We start from the raw sequence: 17,080 nt of genomic DNA, 5'->3' as shown, positions 1-17,080 counted from the left end.
TCGGCGATCCGACACTATGGCGGCCCCGGACTTTCAGTCATACTTCAGAATATGAGGCTTTTCTGGTCAAAAGCGATTGCTGTGTTGTTTAGCCTGTTCGCTGCGCTTCCCGCGGCGGCGGATCAGAACGATGCGCGGCTGGATGGACTGTTCTCCAGCCTTCTTCAAGCACCGGGAGCAGCCGAGGCGCAGGCTCTGGAAGGGGCAATCTGGTCGATCTGGGGTCAGTCGGACGACGGCGCCGTTCGTGCACTTATGCAGGACGGGGTGGCGGCCATGTCGCGGCGTGACTATCGCCGCGCGCTGGCAAAGTTCGAGCAGATGGTCGCCATTGCGCCCGACTTCGCCGAAGGCTGGAACAAGCGGGCGACGGTTCACTATCTGATGGGCAACTTCGAGCAATCCCTGGCTGATGTTGCCAAGACCCTGAGCCTGGAGCCGCGTCACTTCGGCGCGCTCTCGGGGCGCGGACTGATCTACGTGGCCCTGGAAGACGAAAAGCGCGCTTTGGAGGCCTTCGAGGAGGCCTTGGCGATCCATCCGCACCTGGCCTCGGCGGCGGTCAACGCGGCGGCGCTGCGCAAGCGCATCCGCGAGCGGGAGATTTAGTCCCCGTCCGCTTTCACCGGCTTGTGCGCGGTGCCTTCGCCGGCTGTTATGAACATCATTTCACCGGCCTCGCGAACCTTGACGCGATGCCAGCAGCCGCGCGGTACGACACAGACTTCGCCGGCGTCGAGATCGATCTCCTGATCGTCCCCGTCTTGTTCCAGGACGACGGTAACCCGTCCCGACAGCAGCGCCAGAACTTCGTCACCGGCCGGATGCATTTCCCAATGGCCCATGTCTTCGGTCATGGCGGCAGCCATCATCAGGCGACCGGACAGCCGGCGCTCGCCGGACATTATCTGAGGCCAGAACTCGGGCGTCAGCGCGATCTCGGTGACTTCGCCGTCATCGCCGAGTTCCAGGTAGGTTTGCGTCAATCGTCGCGCGCCGGTTCTCAGCATGGTCTTCCCTGTGGCGCCGGGGCCTATTGCTCGATTTTGGCGATGCGCAGCATGTTGGTGGTGCCCGGCGTCTTAAAGGGCACACCCGCGGTGATCGCCAGGTTGTCGCCGAGGTTGGCGAAGCCCTCGCGCACCGCTATGCGGCTTGCCTTGTCGACCATCTCCTGAGTGTTGGAGACGTCTTCAGTATGCACGCAGTGAGCGCCCCAGAGAACGGCGAGCCGCCGGGCCGTGCGCAGTTCGTTGGTCAACACCAGGATCGGCACCTTCGGCCGCTGGCGGGCAGCACGCAGGGCAGTCGAACCGGACATCGTGTAGTTCACGATGGCGGCGGTGGAGATCGTAGCGGCGACCTGTGCGGCGGCAGTCGATATGGCATCGGCGCCGGTCGCCTCCGTATTGCCGTCGCGGGCATGGATGATGCCGAGGTAGGAGGGATCGGTCTCGGTGCTTTGAATGATGCGGTCCATGATGGAAACCGCCTCGTTCGGGTAATCGCCGGCGGCGGTCTCGGCAGAGAGCATCACGGCATCGGCGCCGTCGTAGATCGCGGTGGCCACGTCCGAGGCCTCGGCGCGGGTCGGGGTCGGCGCGGTGATCATCGATTCAAGCATCTGCGTGGCGACGACCACAGGCACGCCGGAAAGACGGCTGGCATGGATGATCTGTTTCTGACGGGCGGGAATGGTTTCCGGCGGCATCTCCACACCCAGGTCGCCGCGGGCGACCATGATGGCATCCGACAGCGCCACCAACTGCGGCAGACAGTCGATCGCCGCCGGTTTCTCGACCTTGGTCATGATCGCGGCGCGGTCTCCAATCAAGCGACGCGCTTCTGTCAGATCCTCCGGGCGCTGCACGAATGAGAGGGCCACCCAATCGACGCCCAGGCCGAGCGCAAACTCCAGATCGGCCCGGTCCTTCTCGGTAAGCGGCGAGATCGGCAGGATGACACCGGGCAGGTTCACCCCCTTGCGGTCGCGCAGAGGACCGCCAGTGATGACCTTGGTCTCGGCATAGTCCGGCGTGCATTCCTGGACCTCCAGGCGCAGCTTGCCGTCGTCTATCAGGAGGGCGGTGCCGGCGGTGATCGCCGCAAAGATTTCCGGATGCAGCAGCGGCGCCCGCTTCTCGTCGCCGGTCGCGGGGTCGAGATCGAGCCTGAAACTCTGGCCCGCCTCCAACTCGACCGCCCCATCCCTGACCGTACCGATGCGCAGCTTTGGGCCCTGCATGTCGGCCATGACGCCGATCGGCCGCTCCAACTCGCGTTCGACTTCCCGGATGGTATCGTAGCGGGCCTTATGATCGTCGTGGCTGCCGTGGCTGAAATTCAGGCGGAATACGTCGGCGCCGCATTTGAACAGGTTGCGGATCGCTTCTTTGTCGGAGCTCGCGGGTCCGAGGGTGGCGACGATTTTGGCTTTTCTGCTGCGGCGCATGACGCGGATCTTACCCAGAGATTAAAAGACGGCCCAGTTGCACGGCGCCGGAACGGCGCTTTTCGCAAGGGTCTACTGTATAGGCCGGATCAGGATTGCGCGAAAGTCATTCACGTTGGTGCGCGTCGGACCGGTTTCGATCAGGTCGTCCAACTTTGCAAAGAAACTGTAACCGTCGTTGTTCGCCAGCATAGCCTTTGCGTCCAGGCCGAGCGCTGTCGCGCGGCTCAGCGTATCGGGGGTTGCGACCGCGCCGGCATTGTCTTCGCTGCCGTCAATGCCGTCGGTGTCGCAGGCCAGACTGAAAACGCCGGGCAGGCCGTCCAGGGCAACGGTCAGTGCCAGCAGGAACTCGGCGTTGCGCCCGCCGCGGCCCGCGCCGCGCACCGTGACGGTCGTCTCTCCGCCGGACAGCAGCACGCAGGGCGCCGGCAATGGTTGGCCATACTGGACGACCTGCCGGGCGATGCCCGCCATTACCTGGGCAACCTCGCGGGCTTCGCCTTCGATCGAATCGCCCAGGATCACGGGGGTTATGCCGGCCTCCCGGGCAAGGGCGGCAGCGGCTTCCAGGGAGGCTTGAGGCTTTGCGACAACCACCGCTTCGGCCCGTTCCAGACGCGGGTCACCGGGCTTTGGCGTCTCTTCCGATGCTTCCCACAGCAGTGTCGATATGGAAGGCGGTGCGCTGATCCCATACTTCTCAAGAATGGCGCGTGCATCGGCAAAGGTTGTCGGATCGGCAATCGTGGGCCCCGAAGCAATAACCGCCGGGTCGTCGCCCGGTACGTCGGATATCAGCAGGCTAACGACTTTTGCCGGCGCGGCGGCGGCGGCCAGCCGGCCCCCCTTGATGGCGGAGAGGTGTTTGCGCACACAGTTCATCTCGTCGATGGCGGCGCCGGACTTCAGCAGGGCGCGGTTGACCGCCTGCTTTTCCTCCAGACTGATGCCCGGGGCCGGTAAGGCCAGGAGCGCCGAACCGCCGCCGGACATCAGGCAAAGCAGCAAATCGTCTTCCCCGAGGCCCTGCGCCATGGCGAGAATGCGTTTCGCGGCGTCGCGCCCGGCGACGTTGGGAACCGGGTGTGCCGCTTCGATCACTTCAATGCGTCGGCAGTCCGCCCCGTGGTCGTAGCGCGTCACCACCAGGCCTTCCAGAGGCCCTTCCCAGTTTTCCTCCACCGCCTTGGCCATGGCGGCCCCGGCCTTGCCGGCGCCCAGGACAACGGTGCGGCCCTTCGGCGGTTTGGGTAAGAAGCCGGGGACCGCCTTTGCCGGATCGGCGGCATCGAGGGCTGCGTCGAATAGTCGGCGCAGGAACGCGGTATCCTCGCTGTCGGCCATCACAGCGGTCCGGTCGGCCGCGTGGCGGGTCTGCCGGTGTCTTGAAAGCCCGGATAGGGTCGCTCAGCCAAGAGAGGACCCCGGCGAGCGATCGTCGGGGCTGCGTGTGGCGGAGCCTGCGGCCGGCTCGTCCGCGGCAGGGGCACCTTCCTCATAGCGCGACAGCACGGTGGTCAGATGGTCCTTCATGGCTGCCGCCGCCGCATCGCCGTCGCGTGCCTTGATGGCCGACCAGATGGCGCGGTGCTGCTGCGCAAAGCGCTGATCATCGCTCGGCGTCGCACAAAGGCTGTAGCGGTTGAATGCCAGCATCTGCTCCAGCACGTCGCCCAGTACGGAAAGAAGATGGAGATACACCGCCGAGCCCGAGGCCTTGGCAATGGCCATGTGAAAGTTCAGATCGTCTTCCGCCTTCATGCGCGACGGCCGGCCTTTGGACGTCATGGTGACGAAGGTTCGGTCGATCTCGGCGCGCTGCTCCGGCGTCGCACGTTCCGCCGCGCGGCGGGCGGCCCAGACCTCGAGGTTGGTGCGAACTTCCGCCAGATCGTGCAGGTTGTCGCGGTTCGAGCGCACGAGCCGCGCCAGCGCCGAATCAAGCTCGTCGGCTGCCGCGGTGATGCGGGTGCCGCCACCCTGCACGGCATTGACGAAGCCCTGCGCCTTCAGTTGCTGGAGGGCCGCGCGGATGGAAACCCGGCTGACGCCCATCATGTCCGCCAACTGCCGTTCGCCGGGCAAGCGTTCACCGGGGGCGAGTTCACCGCTGGATATCAGCCGCAGCAGTTCGCTGGCGATCCGGTCGGCGACCCGCTCGCGGGGTATTTCCTGAAATCTTGGGTCCATTCGCTCCTACTGCAGAGCGTTTGGCTCTGCGGCCTCCTGCCTGTCCGGTTTGCATCCGCCGCTTTGTTACAGCGGTGACCGATGCAAGTTCAGGACCAGTGGCATTTTGGTATCACCAATTTGGAAGCCCTTTATGTCGCCGGATCGGGCCGGCGTCAAGCCAAACGCAGGGTTTAACTCGATGCCGGTTATTATCGGACTTTCCCAGGTCCAGTGACCGCCTGGGCAAGACGGGCGACGTCTCGGCAAAGCGGCTTGGGCAATGCGTGCGGAGACGCCCAGCACAGCGCCAAGGCGTCATCGGCGGGCTGAGGCTGGCCCGTCAGCCAGTCGAGCCGGACCGCGATCATCAGGTGATGGACGCCGGCTGACGTTCTTTCCGGCCCCTCGATCAGATCGATGGCTTCAAGCAGGCGGGCATTGCCGCCGGTCAAGCCGGTTTCTTCGTGGAGTTCGCGCCGCGCGGCATCCAGCACCGTTTCCCCGGCTTCGACCTTGCCGCCGGGAAACCCCCAAGCGCCGGCCTGGGGCGGATTGGCGCGGCGCACGAGCAGCACCTTGTCATCGTGGACGACAACGGCCAGAACCGCCAGCCTTGGACCCGGGTTTTTCATCCCGGGGACAGAGCCTGACTTGGCCTCGTTCGTTCGCAGAGTTCTGCTTGGCAAAGCGCCTGTTCCTCAAAGCTCCAGTTGGTCATGAAACCCGAGGATCATGACAGCGGCGTCACGGCGTGCTATGGCCAGGGTCTTGTTTTTCTGAAGGAGGTGCAAGCGATGTCCGTTGAATGGCAAGGCGTCTTTCCCGCAGCGACAACCCAGTTCACCCCTGCCGAGGCGGTGGACATGGATGCCACCAGAGCCCATCTGGACATGCTGATCCGGGCCGGGGTGCATGGCCTTGTGATGCTGGGCACGGTCGGGGAGAACTGTTCCCTGGAGGCCGACGAGAAGCGCGCCATCATGAAGGCCGCTGTCGAAGTCTCGGCCGGCCGTGTCCCGGTGATCGCCGGTGTTGCGGAGACCTCCACGGCCCTTGCCTGCCGCTTTGCCGCAGATGTCGAGGCGCTGGGTGCCGACGGTCTGATGGTGCTGCCGGCAATGGTTTACAAATCGGATGCGCGGGAGACCATGGCCCATTACCGCAGCGTGGCCCGGGCCAGCGCCTTGCCGGTCATGTGCTACAACAATCCGGTCACCTACGGCATCGACATCACGCCGGAGATGTTCGCCGAACTGGCCGACGAACCGATGCTGGTGGCGATCAAGGAATCCTCCGACGACCCGCGCCGCCTGACCGACCTGGTGAATGCCTGCGGTGAGCGCTACGTGCTCTTCGGCGGGGTCGACGATCTGGTGCTGGAATCGGCCATGCTGGGCGCCGTCGGCACCGTTGCCGGTCTGGTCAACGCTTTTCCCGAGGAAACGCTGGAGCTCTGGTCGCTGGCGACCGAAGGCCGCTACGCGGAGGCGCGCGAACTCTATCGTTGGTTCATGCCGGTGCTTCATCTCGACTGCCACACCAAGCTTGTTCAGTACATCAAGCTGGCCCAGGCCATGTGCGGTTACGGCAGCGAGACCTGCCGTGCGCCGCGCCTCGCGCTGGAAGGGGAGGAGCGGGCGCGCATCACCGCGTTGATCCAGCAGGCCATCGACACCCGTCCCGGCAGGAAGGCGGCTTAAAGCGGCGTTGGCGCGTTGCCTCCTTTAGTCATCGCCGGCCGATCCGTCTGTTGCGGGTGGCGGTACCTGATCTTCATGACCACGATGGTGAGAACCAGAGTGGTTGATACGGCATTGGCCAGCACCAGGGGCCAGGATCCGATCAACAAGCCGTAGATCATCCACAGGGACACGGCGCTCAGCAGCATGAGGTTAGCTGCGAGAGAGATGCCGGCCGTCTGCTTTTCCCTGATCACTTTAACCGATTGCGGCAGCCAGCAGAGGGTGCCGAGAACCGCCGCTGCGCTGCCGACAACCTCAATCAGCCAGGGGGTGAGCGTGCCTGCTGCCATCTTGTATGACCTTACTGGAAAGAGAGGAACTTCACGGAACCCATTGGATTGCATGGGTCGTGAGCTTCCGGCGTCCCGGAGGCGGCTTCAAACGATTAAATCTATGCCTTCCGGCTGTTGCGCCCGCGGCGCTCCTGCGGTTCTATCGCCGACGACCGATCTTGCCTTTCTTTCGACCGATCAGGAGTTCGCCCATGCTTGCGGTTCAGCTACAACGCCATGCCCGTCCCGATCTTGCCTGCGCGGCGGTAGAGACGGCGGATCCGGGCGATCCCGGCCCGGGCGAGGTGGTGGTGGCGATCCGCGCGGCGGCGATCAATCCGGCCGACCTGCTGATCTTCGAGGGGCGCTATCCCGGCCCGGAAGAATTGCCCGCCTTCGTCGGCATCGAAGGGGCGGGCGAGGTCCTGGCCGTTGGCGAAGGGGTCGAGCTTGCACCCGGCGACCATGTGCTGAGCCTGGGCCGAGCCAATTGGGCGGAAAAGGTGGCGGGGCCGGCGGAACAGTTCATTCGCATCCCCAAGTCGCTGGCCTGGCGCGATGCCGCGCAACTGAAAGCCAACCCGCCTTCCGCGCATCTGATGCTCGAAGACTACGTCGACCTGCAGCCGGGCGACTGGGTGGTGCAGAATGCCGCGAATTCCGCCGTCGGGCGTCATATCATCCGCTTTGCCAGGGCGCGGGGCCTGAAGACCGCCAACATCGTTCGCCGTGAGGCGCTGATCGGGGAGCTTACCGAGCTTGGTGCCGATGTCGTGGTCACCGATGAGGGCGATGCGGCCGCCAAGATCCGGGCGGCGGCGGGCGCCGAAGCACCGATCCGCCTGGGCATCGACGCCATCGGCGGCGATGCCACCCTGACCCTCGCCGATACTCTGAGTGACGGCGGCACGGTGGTGAACTACGGCTTCATTTCGGGTGAACCCTGCCGCATGTCGTCCTACCACACGGTGATCCACGGCCTCAGCCTGACCGGCTTTTGGCTGGTCGGCTACATGGGCTCCACGCCGCGCTTCGAAATCGAGGGGATGTATGCGGAGATGGCGCGGGCCTTCGAGGACGGCGTGCTGATCTCGCCGGTGGAAGCGGAATACGCGCTGTCCCAGGCGACCGAGGCGCTGGCCCATGCCCATGCCGAAAGCCGTGGCGGCAAGATCCTGCTGACGCCGAACGGGCCTGTCTAAGCGCCAGCGGCCTGTGCGCCGGGGGCGGGCTGGAAGGTCTCCCTGTAGCGTTCCCGCAGTTCGTTCTTCTGCACCTTGCCCATGGTATTGCGCGGCAGCTCGTCGACCAGGAAGACCCGCTTGGGCTGCTTGAAGCGCGCCAGGTCGTCCTTCAGGGCCGCGGTGACATCGGTCTCTTTCAAGTGCTGCCCGCCATCGCAAACCACCACGGCGGCAACCCCTTCACCGAAGTCGGGATGGGGCAGGCCGATGACGGCGGATTCCTGCACCCCCGGCAGGTCGTCGATGAGTGCCTCGATTTCCTTGGGATAGATGTTGTAGCCGCCGGAGATGATCAGGTCCTTGGACCGTCCGACGATGGAGACATAGCCGCGTTCATCGATCATGCCGAGATCGCCGGTAATGAAGAAGCCGTTGTCGCGCAACTCCTCGCCGGTTTTTTCGGGCATGCGCCAATAGCCCTTGAAGACATTGGGGCCACGCACCTCTATGGCGCCGACGTCGCCTTGGGGCAGGGTTGCGCCGCTGGCCGGGTCGGTGATGATCACCTCCGTGCCGGGCAGGGGGAAGCCCACCGTGCCGGCCCTGCGCTCGCCGTCGTAGGGGTTAGAGGTGTTCATGCTGGTCTCGGTCATGCCGTAGCGCTCCAGGATCGCGTGTCCCGTGCGCTCCGCCCAGAGCTTGTGAGTTTCGGCCAGCAGCGGGGCGGAACCGGAGATGAAGACCCGCATACCGGCTGTCGCTTCCCTGGTCAGCCCGGGGCAATCCAGCAGACGGACGTAGAAGGTCGGCACGCCCATCATCGCGGTGGCCCGCTGCATGTCCTGCAGGATCGCCTCGGCATCGAAGCGGGCGCGGAAGATGATGCTGCCCCCGGCCAGCAGAGTGACGTTGGTGGCGACGAAAAGCCCGTGGGTGTGAAAGATCGGCAGGGCGTGGATCAGTACGTCCGCGGCGGTGAAGCGCCAGGTGTCTTTCAGCACCGCGGCATTGGAAGCGAGGTTACCGTGGGTCAGCATGGCACCCTTGGAGCGCCCGGTGGTGCCGGATGTGTAAAGGATCGCGGCAAGGTTGTTCTCGCTCCGCGCCGCCGCCTCGAAGCCCGGCGCTTGTGCCGCCACCGCCTCGCTGAGGCTGCCCCGGCCGTCGGCGCCGAGGGTGAGGGTGCTGCCGACAGAGGCCTCTTCGGCGATGGCCTGAAGGCGGTCCAGCCTTGCCGGATCGCAGACGAAAATGCGCGGCTCCGCATCGTCAAGGAAGTAGCGCACCTCCGCCGGGGTGTAGGCGGTGTTGAGCGGCAGGAAAACGCCGCCGGCCAGGATCGTGCCGAGGTAAAGCTGGAGCGCCGCCATGGACTTCTCGACCTGCACGGCAACGCGGTCGCCGGGCTCGAGGCCTGCCGCCACCAGGGCTTTTGCGTTGCATTCGGCACCGGCGAAGAGGGCGCCGTAGGATACGGCGGGGCGCCCTTCAGCCTCGGCAACCTCTGCGAAGCGGGCGTCTTCCTGCCCCAGGGAGGCGGCCCGCAAGCGGCTGAGGAGATGATTGGAGTCGTACATCTGGGCTATCCCCGTTTGCTGCTTTTCACGAGGCGCTGCACGGCCGGTGCACAGGCGATGCTGCCGTCGTTGGCGTAGGCCTCGTGATTCTTTTCGATATCCTTCAGGTCGTAGAGGTAGTTGACCATTACGCCCCAGGCATTGGCGCGTCCCCGCGGGCTGAGGTCGGCAGCCAGATTGATACGCTGCAAGCGGGCACCGTTGCCGAGGTGGAAGCGGGCCACCGGATCCTTGGCGCCTCCGCGCGGCGCCTTCGCCTCAAGCAGGTAGAGGGCGGCGAGGCCGAGCATCTCCTCGCTTGCTGTTGCCTCCTCGTAGGACTCCAGTCTCTCGACGAGGCTGTGCTGCTCACCGCTGAGCAGGCCCTCGGCATTCCGGGTTTCCTGCTCCGCCCACTGCCGCAGCCCGGGGACCGGTGAGAGGGTGACGTAGGTTGTCAGGCTTTCGAACTCGCGCCGCAGTTCCTCGACCACCTGTTTGATCAGGAAGTTGCCGAAAGAGATATTGCGCAAGCCTTTCTGACAGTTTGAGATCGAGTAAAAGGCGGCGGTGGTTGCCTTTGCCGGGTCCAGGGGCACCCTTTCCTCGGCCAGAATCGGGGCGATGGCATCCGGAATCTCGGCGGTCAGGGCGACTTCGACGAAGATCAGAGGGTCGTCGGTCAGCGCCGGATGAAAGAAACCGTAGAGACGCCGGTCGGGCGCGGCGACCCGGCGGCGCAGGTCATCCCAGCCGGTGATCTCGTGAACCGCTTCGTAGGCAATGATCTTTTCCAGGACTTCCGCGGAAGTCGACCAGTCGATGTGCCGCAATTCCAGGAAACCGCGATTGAACCAGGAAGCCAGGAGATGCTGGAAGTCGGTGTCGAGCGGCTTCAGATCCGCATCTTCCCGGCTGGCGCCGAGCAGATCGGCGCGCATATCAACGAGTGCCCGGGTGCCACCGGGCGCGCGGTTCAGCCGACGGATCAGCTCCTGGCTGCGTGGTTCCGAGGCGAAATGCAGCGCCCGCGCCGAGGTCGGCCCTTGTTTGCGCCAGGCCGCCATGGCGCGGTCCAATGATTCGGCGTCAACGTCGAAACTGTCTTTGAGCTGCCGGAAAAAGACAAGCTGCTCCTGCGCATCGAGCTTCGCGTAGGCGTCGAAGACCTGTTGGGCGATGGCCAGCCCGGTGGCCTCGCCCTTGCCGCTCACCAGCCTCTCGCAGAGCGCCAGCGCGTCGCCGCCTTGGGCCTGCGATCCCAGCGTGAGGCTGCGCCCGGCTTCGGCGATACGTGTGAGCAGGTCGTTCAGAATGCCGCCGCTGATCATTTTATGGCAGGCCCCATAAGCGCATCCGGCAGGCCGGTGACCATGCCGGGGAAGATCGAGAGAATGACAATGGCCAGTATCATGCAGACGACAAAGGGCAACGATCCCTTAAGGATGGTCTTCAGCGAGATGTCCGGCGCGATGCCGTTGATGACATAGAGATTGAGGCCGACCGGCGGGGTAATCAAGCCGATCTCCATGTTGATGGTCAGAATAACGGCGAACCAGTAGGGATCGAAACCGGCGGAGACCACGATCGGCAGCAGGATCGGGGCCGACATCAGGATGACGGCCACCGGCGGCAGGAAGAAGCCGGCTACCAGCAGGAATATGTTGATGGCGAACATCAGGGTCCAGCGGTTCACGTCGAGCCCGCCGATCCACTCGGCGATCGCCTGGGTGACGAAAAGGCTGGAGAGCATGTAGGAGAACACGCCGGCGGCGCCGATGATGAAGAGGATCATCACGCTCTCGCGCGTCGAATCCCGCAGCACCGCCCAGAGCGCGCCGGGATTATAGAGGCGGTAGATGATCACCGCGACGAGAACGCAAAGTAGCGCGCCGACGGCGGCGGTTTCCGAAGGGGTGGCGACGCCGCCGTAGAGCGCGTAGAGCACCCCCAGGATGATGGCGATGAAGGGCAGGACGCGGGGCAGAACTTCCAGCTTCTGGACCCAGGTGTAACGGATACGGCCCAGGGCCGCGTCGCCGCCGCCTTGGCGCCAGGTGTCGAAGATCGACCAGGCCATGAACAGGGCGACCAGCAGCAGCCCGGGCACCACCCCGGCCAGGAACAGCCGGCCGATGGAGGTCTCGGTCGAAATACCATAGACGATCATGGTAACCGAGGGCGGGATCAGGATGCCGAGGGTGCCGCCGGCGGCGATGGACCCGGCGGCGACCCCGTCGGGATAGCCGCGCTTGCGCATCTCCGGAATGCCCATCTTGCCGATGGCCGCGCAGGTCGCCGGGGAGGAACCGGACATGGCGGCGAAAAGCGCACAGGCGCCCAGGTTGGAGACGACCAGACCGCCCGGTACCCGGGTCAGCCAACGCTCCAAGGCTTCGTAGAGATCGGCGCCGGCGCGGGTCGAGGAAATCGCGGCGCCCATGATGATGAACATCGGAATGGACAGCAGAGCGAAGTTGTCCAGCTTGCCGAAGAAGAGTTCCGGCAGCAGTTCCATGGAACCGAAGCCGTCGAAAACAATGAGGAAACCGGCGGAGACGATCAGCAGACCGGCGGCGACCGAGACGCCGGAGAACAGCACCAGCACCGTGAAGACGGCAACCAGGGCGCCGAGAACGAGAGGGTCCATCAGCCGTCCGCCTTTCCAGTGGCAACTGCGAAAAGATCCGCGGCGAGTTGCAGAACGAAGAGACCGAAACCGAGCGGAATGGCGAGATAGGGAATCCACAAGGAGACACCCCAGACCGTATCGGACTTCCAATTCCGCTCGAAAGCGATGTGAAACAGCTCGAAGCCGTAGAAGGCGATGATCCCGGCCACGGCGATGGTCAAGACGAGGGTGAAGGAGGCAAGCAGGCGGCGCAGCGGCGGCGGCAGCACCATCGGCAGCAGGTCGACGTTCACATGCCCGCGCAGGCGCTGCACATAGGGCAGGCCGATCATGGTCGCGGCGATCATCAGGTAGACCACCATTTCGGTCTGCCAGATGGTGGAGGCGTTCATCACAAAGCGCATCCAGATCATCTGGCAGGTGATCAGCACGGAGACGAAGATCATCAGCGCGGCGGTAACGCCGCAAACCGTGGAGAGGACGCCGATGGCTTTGAGCAGGGGGCCTTCAGCGCGCGGTGTTGCCGGCTCGCTCATAGCGCCGCTCCAATCTGCAATAAGGAAGGAACCGGCGGCGGAATCGCGCCCGCCGCCGGCCGGTTGCGCGCCGGTCTTATTCGACCGTCAAGGCGAGATCCAGCAATTCCTGGCCGCCGGGGGTCTGTTCGACGAAGGCCTTGTAGGATGACGCTTTGGCGATGTCCCGCCAGGCGGCAAAGTCCGCTTCACTCATGTTGGCGATTTCGACACCGGCCTTCTTGAAGGCTTCGACAGAGGCGGCATCGGCCTTTTTGGCTTCTTCCAGATAGTAGGCCTCCGCCTTGGCGGCCCCGGCCTTCAGCGCGGCCTGCTGCTCGGCGCTCAAACCCTCGAAGGTCGTCTTGTTCATCAACAGCGGCTGGTACATGAACCAGAGGGCAACATCGCCGGCGGGCGTGTAGCACTTCACCTGCTCGTAGAGCCGGTAGGAGACGAAGCTGGAAGAAGAGGTGTTGGCCGCATCCAGCACACCGGTCTGCATGGCCGAATAGATTTCCGAAGACGGCATCGAGGTGATGGAGGCACCGGCGGCGGCCAGCATCTGTTCGAAGGCCTTGCCGGCGGCGCGGGTCTGCAGACCCTTCACGTCGTCTGGCGAGGTGATGCAGCCTTCCTTGCCGCTGAAGCCTCCGGCCAGATAGCCGTGCACCAGCACCATCACATCGTCGCCGGCCATGATCTCCTCCAGCTTCGTCATGAAGGGCGAAGCGGTGAGACGGGCACCGTGATCGTGGTTCTTCACCAGCCCCGGCATCAGGGTCAGGTTATAGGCCGGCTGCTGGCCGCCGGCATAGGACAGCGGCAGCACCGTCATGTCGAGACGCCCGCGGGTCAGCGGCGTGTACTGCTCGCGCGGCTTGAACAGTGACTTGGACGGATAGATCTTGATTTCCAGGCCAACATCCGCGGCGGCGACCTCGTTGGCGACGATTTCGGCCACCTTGTGGCGCACGTCGCTGGTAGACCATTGATGACTGAGCTTCAGCTCGGCCGCCTGGGCGGCGGAAAGCGTCGCCGTGAGCGTCAGTGCTGTCGCGGCGGCTGCCAAGGCGCCGAGGGTACGATTCTTGAGCATGGGTTCCTCCCGGGTTTTCACGGACTGGCTGTCCGCTTGTTGGTGACGGCCGCTCTCGCAGCCTGCCCCTGGTCATTTGAATAACACCCAGCTTGACTATCACCGTGTGAGTGCACAGTCAATCGTCATGTATACATAAGATCGATTGTCGTATATCGGGTTTTCCGCTAAGGTGCCTGCCGCAACCTCGAATGAGAGCATCATGGAAAAACGCGGAGACCGGTTGAGGGACGTCCTGGAGGAGGAAATCCTCACCGGCGTTCTGCGCCCGGGCGACCGCCTGGAAGAGCTGCAACTGGCGGCGCGCTTCGGGGTTTCCCGCACGCCGATCCGCGAGGCCCTGTTCCAGCTTTCTGCCGCCGGTCTGATCGAACAGCGCCCGCGCCGCGGCACTTTCGTGGCCGAGGTCGGCCCGCGGCGCCTGATGGAAATGTTCGATGTGATGTCGGAGCTGGAGGCAATGTGCGCCCGCCTTGCCGCCCGCCGCGCCACGCCCGACGACCTGGCAGCCCTGCACCAGGCCCATGCCGGCTGCGCCGAAGCCGCCGAGCGCGGCGACTTCGACGGCTACTACTATGAGAACGAGGTCTTCCACGAGAAGATTCGCGAGGCGAGCCGCAACGGCTTCCTCGTCGAACAGGCCGATGCCCTGCAGAAACGCCTGAAGGCCTATCGCCGCCTGCAGCTACGGGCGCGCGACCGCTTGCGCGCCTCCTTCGCCGAGCATGAGGCGGTGATCACCGCCATCGAGGCCGGGGACGCCGAGGCGGCGGCCGAAGCCATGCGCGGTCACGTGACCGTGCAGGGCGAACGCTTCGCCGACCTGCTGGCTTCCCTGGAACGGCGCGAAGTGAAAAGCGCCTGATCTAAGACGTCTGATCTAAGGCAGGCGGCTGACCGGAAGCTCTGCAAGAAGCCAGCGCCGAAAGCGCTTTTGCGCCAGCGGAATCTCGCGGTCCGACGGATGGTTCAGGAAGTAGTGTGCGCCGGTATCGACGACCGTGTCGAAGGGCTGCACGAGCCGTCCGATGCGCAGGTCTTCTTCCGCCAGCGCGCTGAAGAATAGAACCACACCGTGTCCATCAAGGGCTATTTGCCGAAGAGCGTTCGAGTCGTCGATCCGTGTTGCGGAAAGGGGCTTGGAGATCTTCAGCCCGGCGGCGGAAAACCACTGTACCCAGTCGCCTTCGTGGAACTCATAAAACAGCGGCAGCTTCAAAAGATCCGCCGGCTTGGCGTTCTTGCGCCGCAGGCCGGGAAAGTCCGGCGCGCAGACCGGCGTCAATGATCCGTCGAACACCCGCTCCGCCTTTACGCCGGGCCAGTTTCCGTCGCCCCAATTGATGCCGAGGTCGATCTGTTCGCGGCGATAGTCGGGTGGCTGGTAGGAGTGGTGCAGCCGCAGGTCTATTTCCGGATGGGCCTCGACGAACTTCATGATGCGCGGGGTCAGCCAGCAGGACGAGAAGAAGGGCGCGACGCTCAGGGTCAGAACAGTGCGGCCCGGCTGTGACGAAACGGCCCGCACGCCTTCCTCCATCCGGTTGAAGCCGTCCCTCAGCGCGGCAAAGAGGGTTCGCCCGGGTGCGGAGAGATCGTTGTGACCGGCATGCCGGTCAACGAGACGGACGCCCAGCTCGCGCTCCAGAGCGCGGACCTGGCGGCTGACGGCGGCTTGGGAGATGCCGAGGTCTTCGGCGGCGCGCGTGAAACTCAAGGTTCGCGCCACGGCCTCAAAGGCCCGGAGAGCGGCAAAGGGCGGCAGCGGTCGGCTCAGCATTATTACCTCTGGTTATGTCTTGCGGCAGCGAAGGAATTTGTGAAGGAGGCAAATTTGCCCTTCTACTCACCGGAAACGAGCCCAAGAGTCCAGCTAATCGTCAAAAATCAACAGGAGCAGACCTGATGTTGCCGTGGGTTTCACTGCAGAAAAGCGCGGCGGAGATCACCAAAGGTGACCTCCAGGTTATGACGCTCAGCGAAACCGACGTTATCAAACTGCTGGACATGCAGGCTTTGCTGGACGGCCTGGCCGAGGGGTTTCGGGCGCTGGCGCGGGGCGAAGTCCAGACACCCGACCGTCCGGAGATCACGATCCCGGAGAAGGGCTTCCTGCTGTCCATGCCGGCCTGGCGCAAGGGTTCTCCGGTCATGGTGAAGATGGTCTCGGTTTTCGAAGGCAATCTCGAACGGGGGCTTCCGAATCACCTTGCGATGATCAACCTCTTCGATCCGCAAAACGGCGCCCCCTTGTGTCTGATGGACGGCACCTACATCACCGGCATTCGCACCGCGGCGGCCGCCGTTCTTTCGGTGCGGGAGATCGCAAGGCCCGACGCGAGGGTCGCGACCGTCATCGGCGGCGGGGTTCAGGGCCGCGAGCATCTGCGCCTGCTACCCCTGGTGCGTGACTTCGACGAGATACTCATTGCCTCTTTGCATTTCGAGGACGCCCAGAGGCTGGCGGAACGGCATCCCAAAGCCAAGGCGGTCCGGGACGTCGAAGCGGCGGTCCGCCGCTCCGATGTCGTCTGCCTGGCAACCCACGCCTACCAGCCGGTCATCCATTCCGACTGGGTGCGGCCGGGCACCCATGTAACCTCCGTCGGCTATGCGCCGCCGCAGGGCGAACTGCCGGTTGCCCTGGCCCGTGATCACAAACTCTATGTCGAGTCCGATGCGTCGTTCCAAGCGCCGCCGGTCGGTTGCGGGGAACTTCAACAGCTCGATCCCGCGACGGCGATCAGGCTGGGTGATGCCCTTGTCGGTCGGGCGCCTTTGCGAACATCCGATGAAGAGATCACCGTCTACAAAGCCATGGGCATCGCGATGGAGGACCTTGTCGCAGCCGAGCTGGTTCTCCGCCGCGCCCGCTGCAAAGCGGCCGTTTCGACCGCCGTTTTTTGATCCTCCGGTTTCGGCCGGAGCGGGCTGATGGTCACTGACTGTTTCCGGCAGCTTTCGATAAGTTAGCGTTGTCTTCTCGGCGGCTTCCTTGTCGAGCAGACCGATGCCCTGCAGAAGCACCTGAAGGCATACTGCCGCGTGCAACTGCGCGCCCGGTTGCGTGCTTCTTTTGCCGAACACGAGATTGTGATCACGGCGATCGAAGCCGGCGACGCAGAGGCGGCGGCCGAGGTCATGCGCGGCAATGTGACCGTTCAGGGCGAACGCTTCGCCCACGTTCCAGCCTCCCTGGAGCGACGCGAAGTGAAAAGCGCCTGAAAAAACATCATTTTCTCAATGGGTTATGCTGGCAACCTTAGGAAAGCCTGCTTTGCCAGCCGCAGCGAGATCCGCCTCATTTGGTTAACGATTCCTTGGCGCTGCACTGCAGATCTGCACGCTGTTTGTGCGGATTCACGGGTTCCTTGGCGAAGGCTTTGCGCGTAATTCCGCGGCAATTCGTGCGCCGCCCGGATCGGGTCACCGTTCCGTTGAACCCCGATGGGT

Annotated in this window: 17 protein-coding genes and 1 pseudogene; 6 read left to right on the top strand and 12 right to left on the bottom strand. The window is 64.3% G+C overall.

The features are described from left to right. Window positions 1–81: 81 nt before the first annotated feature. On the top strand, window positions 82–609 hold the full coding sequence (locus ACP146_RS17670) for a tetratricopeptide repeat protein (RefSeq protein WP_422368068.1): 528 nt from the start codon (window positions 82–84) through the stop codon (window positions 607–609). Here the strand turns inward: ACP146_RS17670 and ACP146_RS17665 are convergent. The 5 genes from ACP146_RS17665 to ACP146_RS17645 form a co-directional block, all read right to left on the bottom strand. Continuing rightward, entirely contained in the window at window positions 606–986 is a 381-nt protein-coding gene (locus ACP146_RS17665) for a cupin domain-containing protein (RefSeq protein ID WP_422368067.1), read from the bottom strand. The genes ACP146_RS17670 and ACP146_RS17665 overlap by 4 nt on opposite strands. 47 nt (window positions 987–1,033) lie before the next feature. After that, entirely contained in the window at window positions 1,034–2,452 is a 1,419-nt protein-coding gene (pyk, locus tag ACP146_RS17660) for a pyruvate kinase (RefSeq protein ID WP_422368066.1), read from the bottom strand. Window positions 2,453–2,524: 72 nt separating this feature from the next. Beyond that, window positions 2,525–3,799 carry a glycerate kinase type-2 family protein gene (locus tag ACP146_RS17655; protein WP_422368065.1) on the bottom strand — a complete coding sequence of 425 codons (1,275 nt, stop codon included), beginning with the start codon at window positions 3,797–3,799 and terminating at the stop codon, window positions 2,525–2,527. Window positions 3,800–3,862: 63 nt separating this feature from the next. Beyond that, complete coding sequence (locus ACP146_RS17650) at window positions 3,863–4,645, bottom strand: FadR/GntR family transcriptional regulator (protein WP_422368064.1); 783 nt, start codon at window positions 4,643–4,645, stop codon at window positions 3,863–3,865. A 191-nt stretch (window positions 4,646–4,836) separates the two neighbouring features. Further along, window positions 4,837–5,259, bottom strand: coding sequence for an NUDIX hydrolase (locus tag ACP146_RS17645; protein ID WP_422368063.1), 423 nt, complete (start codon window positions 5,257–5,259; stop codon window positions 4,837–4,839). 162 nt (window positions 5,260–5,421) lie between these two features. Here ACP146_RS17645 and ACP146_RS17640 point away from each other — a divergent pair, with 162 nt between their 5' ends. Next, window positions 5,422–6,327, top strand: a complete 906-nt coding sequence (locus ACP146_RS17640) for a dihydrodipicolinate synthase family protein (RefSeq protein ID WP_422368062.1) — start codon at window positions 5,422–5,424, stop codon at window positions 6,325–6,327. Here ACP146_RS17640 and ACP146_RS17635 read toward each other — a convergent pair. Further along, the gene (locus ACP146_RS17635; RefSeq protein WP_422368061.1) at window positions 6,324–6,659 is read right to left on the bottom strand and encodes a SemiSWEET family sugar transporter; all 336 of its coding nucleotides are present in this window, start codon (window positions 6,657–6,659) and stop codon (window positions 6,324–6,326) included. The genes ACP146_RS17640 and ACP146_RS17635 overlap by 4 nt on opposite strands. 194 nt (window positions 6,660–6,853) lie before the next feature. Here ACP146_RS17635 and ACP146_RS17630 point away from each other — a divergent pair, with 194 nt between their 5' ends. After that, window positions 6,854–7,843, top strand: coding sequence for a zinc-dependent alcohol dehydrogenase family protein (locus tag ACP146_RS17630; RefSeq protein WP_422368060.1), 990 nt, complete (start codon window positions 6,854–6,856; stop codon window positions 7,841–7,843). Here the strand turns inward: ACP146_RS17630 and ACP146_RS17625 are convergent. The 5 genes from ACP146_RS17625 to dctP all read right to left on the bottom strand — a co-directional run bounded on the left by ACP146_RS17625 (window position 7,840) and on the right by dctP (window position 13,627). Then, window positions 7,840–9,402 (bottom strand): malonate--CoA ligase, encoded by a 1,563-nt coding sequence (locus ACP146_RS17625; protein ID WP_422368059.1) that lies wholly within the window; start codon window positions 9,400–9,402, stop codon window positions 7,840–7,842. The two genes, ACP146_RS17630 and ACP146_RS17625, sit on opposite strands and share 4 nt — an antisense overlap. A 5-nt stretch (window positions 9,403–9,407) precedes the next feature. After that, complete coding sequence (locus ACP146_RS17620; protein ID WP_422368058.1) at window positions 9,408–10,712, bottom strand: malonyl-CoA decarboxylase; 1,305 nt, start codon at window positions 10,710–10,712, stop codon at window positions 9,408–9,410. After that, window positions 10,709–12,031, bottom strand: a complete 1,323-nt coding sequence (locus ACP146_RS17615) for a TRAP transporter large permease (RefSeq protein ID WP_422368057.1) — start codon at window positions 12,029–12,031, stop codon at window positions 10,709–10,711. Before ACP146_RS17615 ends, ACP146_RS17620 begins: the two co-directional genes overlap by 4 nt. Continuing rightward, the gene (locus tag ACP146_RS17610) at window positions 12,031–12,549 is read right to left on the bottom strand and encodes a TRAP transporter small permease (protein ID WP_422368056.1); all 519 of its coding nucleotides are present in this window, start codon (window positions 12,547–12,549) and stop codon (window positions 12,031–12,033) included. The genes ACP146_RS17615 and ACP146_RS17610 overlap by 1 nt, the downstream gene beginning before the upstream one ends. Window positions 12,550–12,625: 76 nt before the next feature. Beyond that, on the bottom strand, window positions 12,626–13,627 hold the full coding sequence (gene dctP / locus ACP146_RS17605; protein ID WP_422368055.1) for a TRAP transporter substrate-binding protein DctP: 1,002 nt from the start codon (window positions 13,625–13,627) through the stop codon (window positions 12,626–12,628). A 202-nt stretch (window positions 13,628–13,829) separates the two neighbouring features. Here dctP and ACP146_RS17600 point away from each other — a divergent pair, with 202 nt between their 5' ends. After that, window positions 13,830–14,492, top strand: coding sequence for a GntR family transcriptional regulator (locus tag ACP146_RS17600; RefSeq protein WP_422368054.1), 663 nt, complete (start codon window positions 13,830–13,832; stop codon window positions 14,490–14,492). Window positions 14,493–14,507: 15 nt separating this feature from the next. Here the strand turns inward: ACP146_RS17600 and ACP146_RS17595 are convergent, their stop codons facing one another. After that, window positions 14,508–15,407: a LysR substrate-binding domain-containing protein gene (locus tag ACP146_RS17595; RefSeq protein ID WP_422368053.1), complete on the bottom strand. Its 900-nt coding sequence runs from the start codon at window positions 15,405–15,407 to the stop codon at window positions 14,508–14,510. A gap of 125 nt (window positions 15,408–15,532) precedes the next feature. Between ACP146_RS17595 and ACP146_RS17590 the strand changes: the two genes are divergently transcribed. After that, window positions 15,533–16,534: an ornithine cyclodeaminase family protein gene (locus ACP146_RS17590; protein WP_422368052.1), complete on the top strand. Its 1,002-nt coding sequence runs from the start codon at window positions 15,533–15,535 to the stop codon at window positions 16,532–16,534. Between the two features lie 99 nt (window positions 16,535–16,633). Next, window positions 16,634–16,852 (top strand): annotated as a pseudogene (locus tag ACP146_RS17585) (FCD domain-containing protein); the annotation flags it as partial. Window positions 16,853–17,080: the final 228 nt, after the last annotated feature.

It is taken from the genome of Pelagibius sp. (genome assembly GCF_965249265.1).
GTDB lineage: Bacteria > Pseudomonadota > Alphaproteobacteria > Kiloniellales > Kiloniellaceae > Pelagibius.
This window is presented reverse-complemented; position numbering and strand designations above follow the sequence as displayed.

Bases quoted from the DNA above. Each gene is read 5' to 3' on its own strand.
- pyk (WP_422368066.1), bottom strand. From the start codon at position 2,452: ATGCGCCGCAGCAGAAAAGCCAAAATCGTCGCCACCCTCGGACCCGCG.
- ACP146_RS17655 (WP_422368065.1), bottom strand. From the start codon at position 3,799: ATGGCCGACAGCGAGGATACCGCGTTCCTGCGCCGACTATTCGACGCA.
- ACP146_RS17650 (WP_422368064.1), bottom strand. From the start codon at position 4,645: ATGGACCCAAGATTTCAGGAAATACCCCGCGAGCGGGTCGCCGACCGG.
- ACP146_RS17645 (WP_422368063.1), bottom strand. From the start codon at position 5,259: ATGAAAAACCCGGGTCCAAGGCTGGCGGTTCTGGCCGTTGTCGTCCAC.
- ACP146_RS17640 (WP_422368062.1), top strand. From the start codon at position 5,422: ATGTCCGTTGAATGGCAAGGCGTCTTTCCCGCAGCGACAACCCAGTTC.
- ACP146_RS17635 (WP_422368061.1), bottom strand. From the start codon at position 6,659: ATGGCAGCAGGCACGCTCACCCCCTGGCTGATTGAGGTTGTCGGCAGC.
- ACP146_RS17630 (WP_422368060.1), top strand. From the start codon at position 6,854: ATGCTTGCGGTTCAGCTACAACGCCATGCCCGTCCCGATCTTGCCTGC.
- ACP146_RS17625 (WP_422368059.1), bottom strand. From the start codon at position 9,402: ATGTACGACTCCAATCATCTCCTCAGCCGCTTGCGGGCCGCCTCCCTG.
- ACP146_RS17620 (WP_422368058.1), bottom strand. From the start codon at position 10,712: ATGATCAGCGGCGGCATTCTGAACGACCTGCTCACACGTATCGCCGAA.
- ACP146_RS17615 (WP_422368057.1), bottom strand. From the start codon at position 12,031: ATGGACCCTCTCGTTCTCGGCGCCCTGGTTGCCGTCTTCACGGTGCTG.
- ACP146_RS17610 (WP_422368056.1), bottom strand. From the start codon at position 12,549: ATGAGCGAGCCGGCAACACCGCGCGCTGAAGGCCCCCTGCTCAAAGCC.
- dctP (WP_422368055.1), bottom strand. From the start codon at position 13,627: ATGCTCAAGAATCGTACCCTCGGCGCCTTGGCAGCCGCCGCGACAGCA.
- ACP146_RS17600 (WP_422368054.1), top strand. From the start codon at position 13,830: ATGGAAAAACGCGGAGACCGGTTGAGGGACGTCCTGGAGGAGGAAATC.
- ACP146_RS17595 (WP_422368053.1), bottom strand. From the start codon at position 15,407: ATGCTGAGCCGACCGCTGCCGCCCTTTGCCGCTCTCCGGGCCTTTGAG.
- ACP146_RS17590 (WP_422368052.1), top strand. From the start codon at position 15,533: ATGTTGCCGTGGGTTTCACTGCAGAAAAGCGCGGCGGAGATCACCAAA.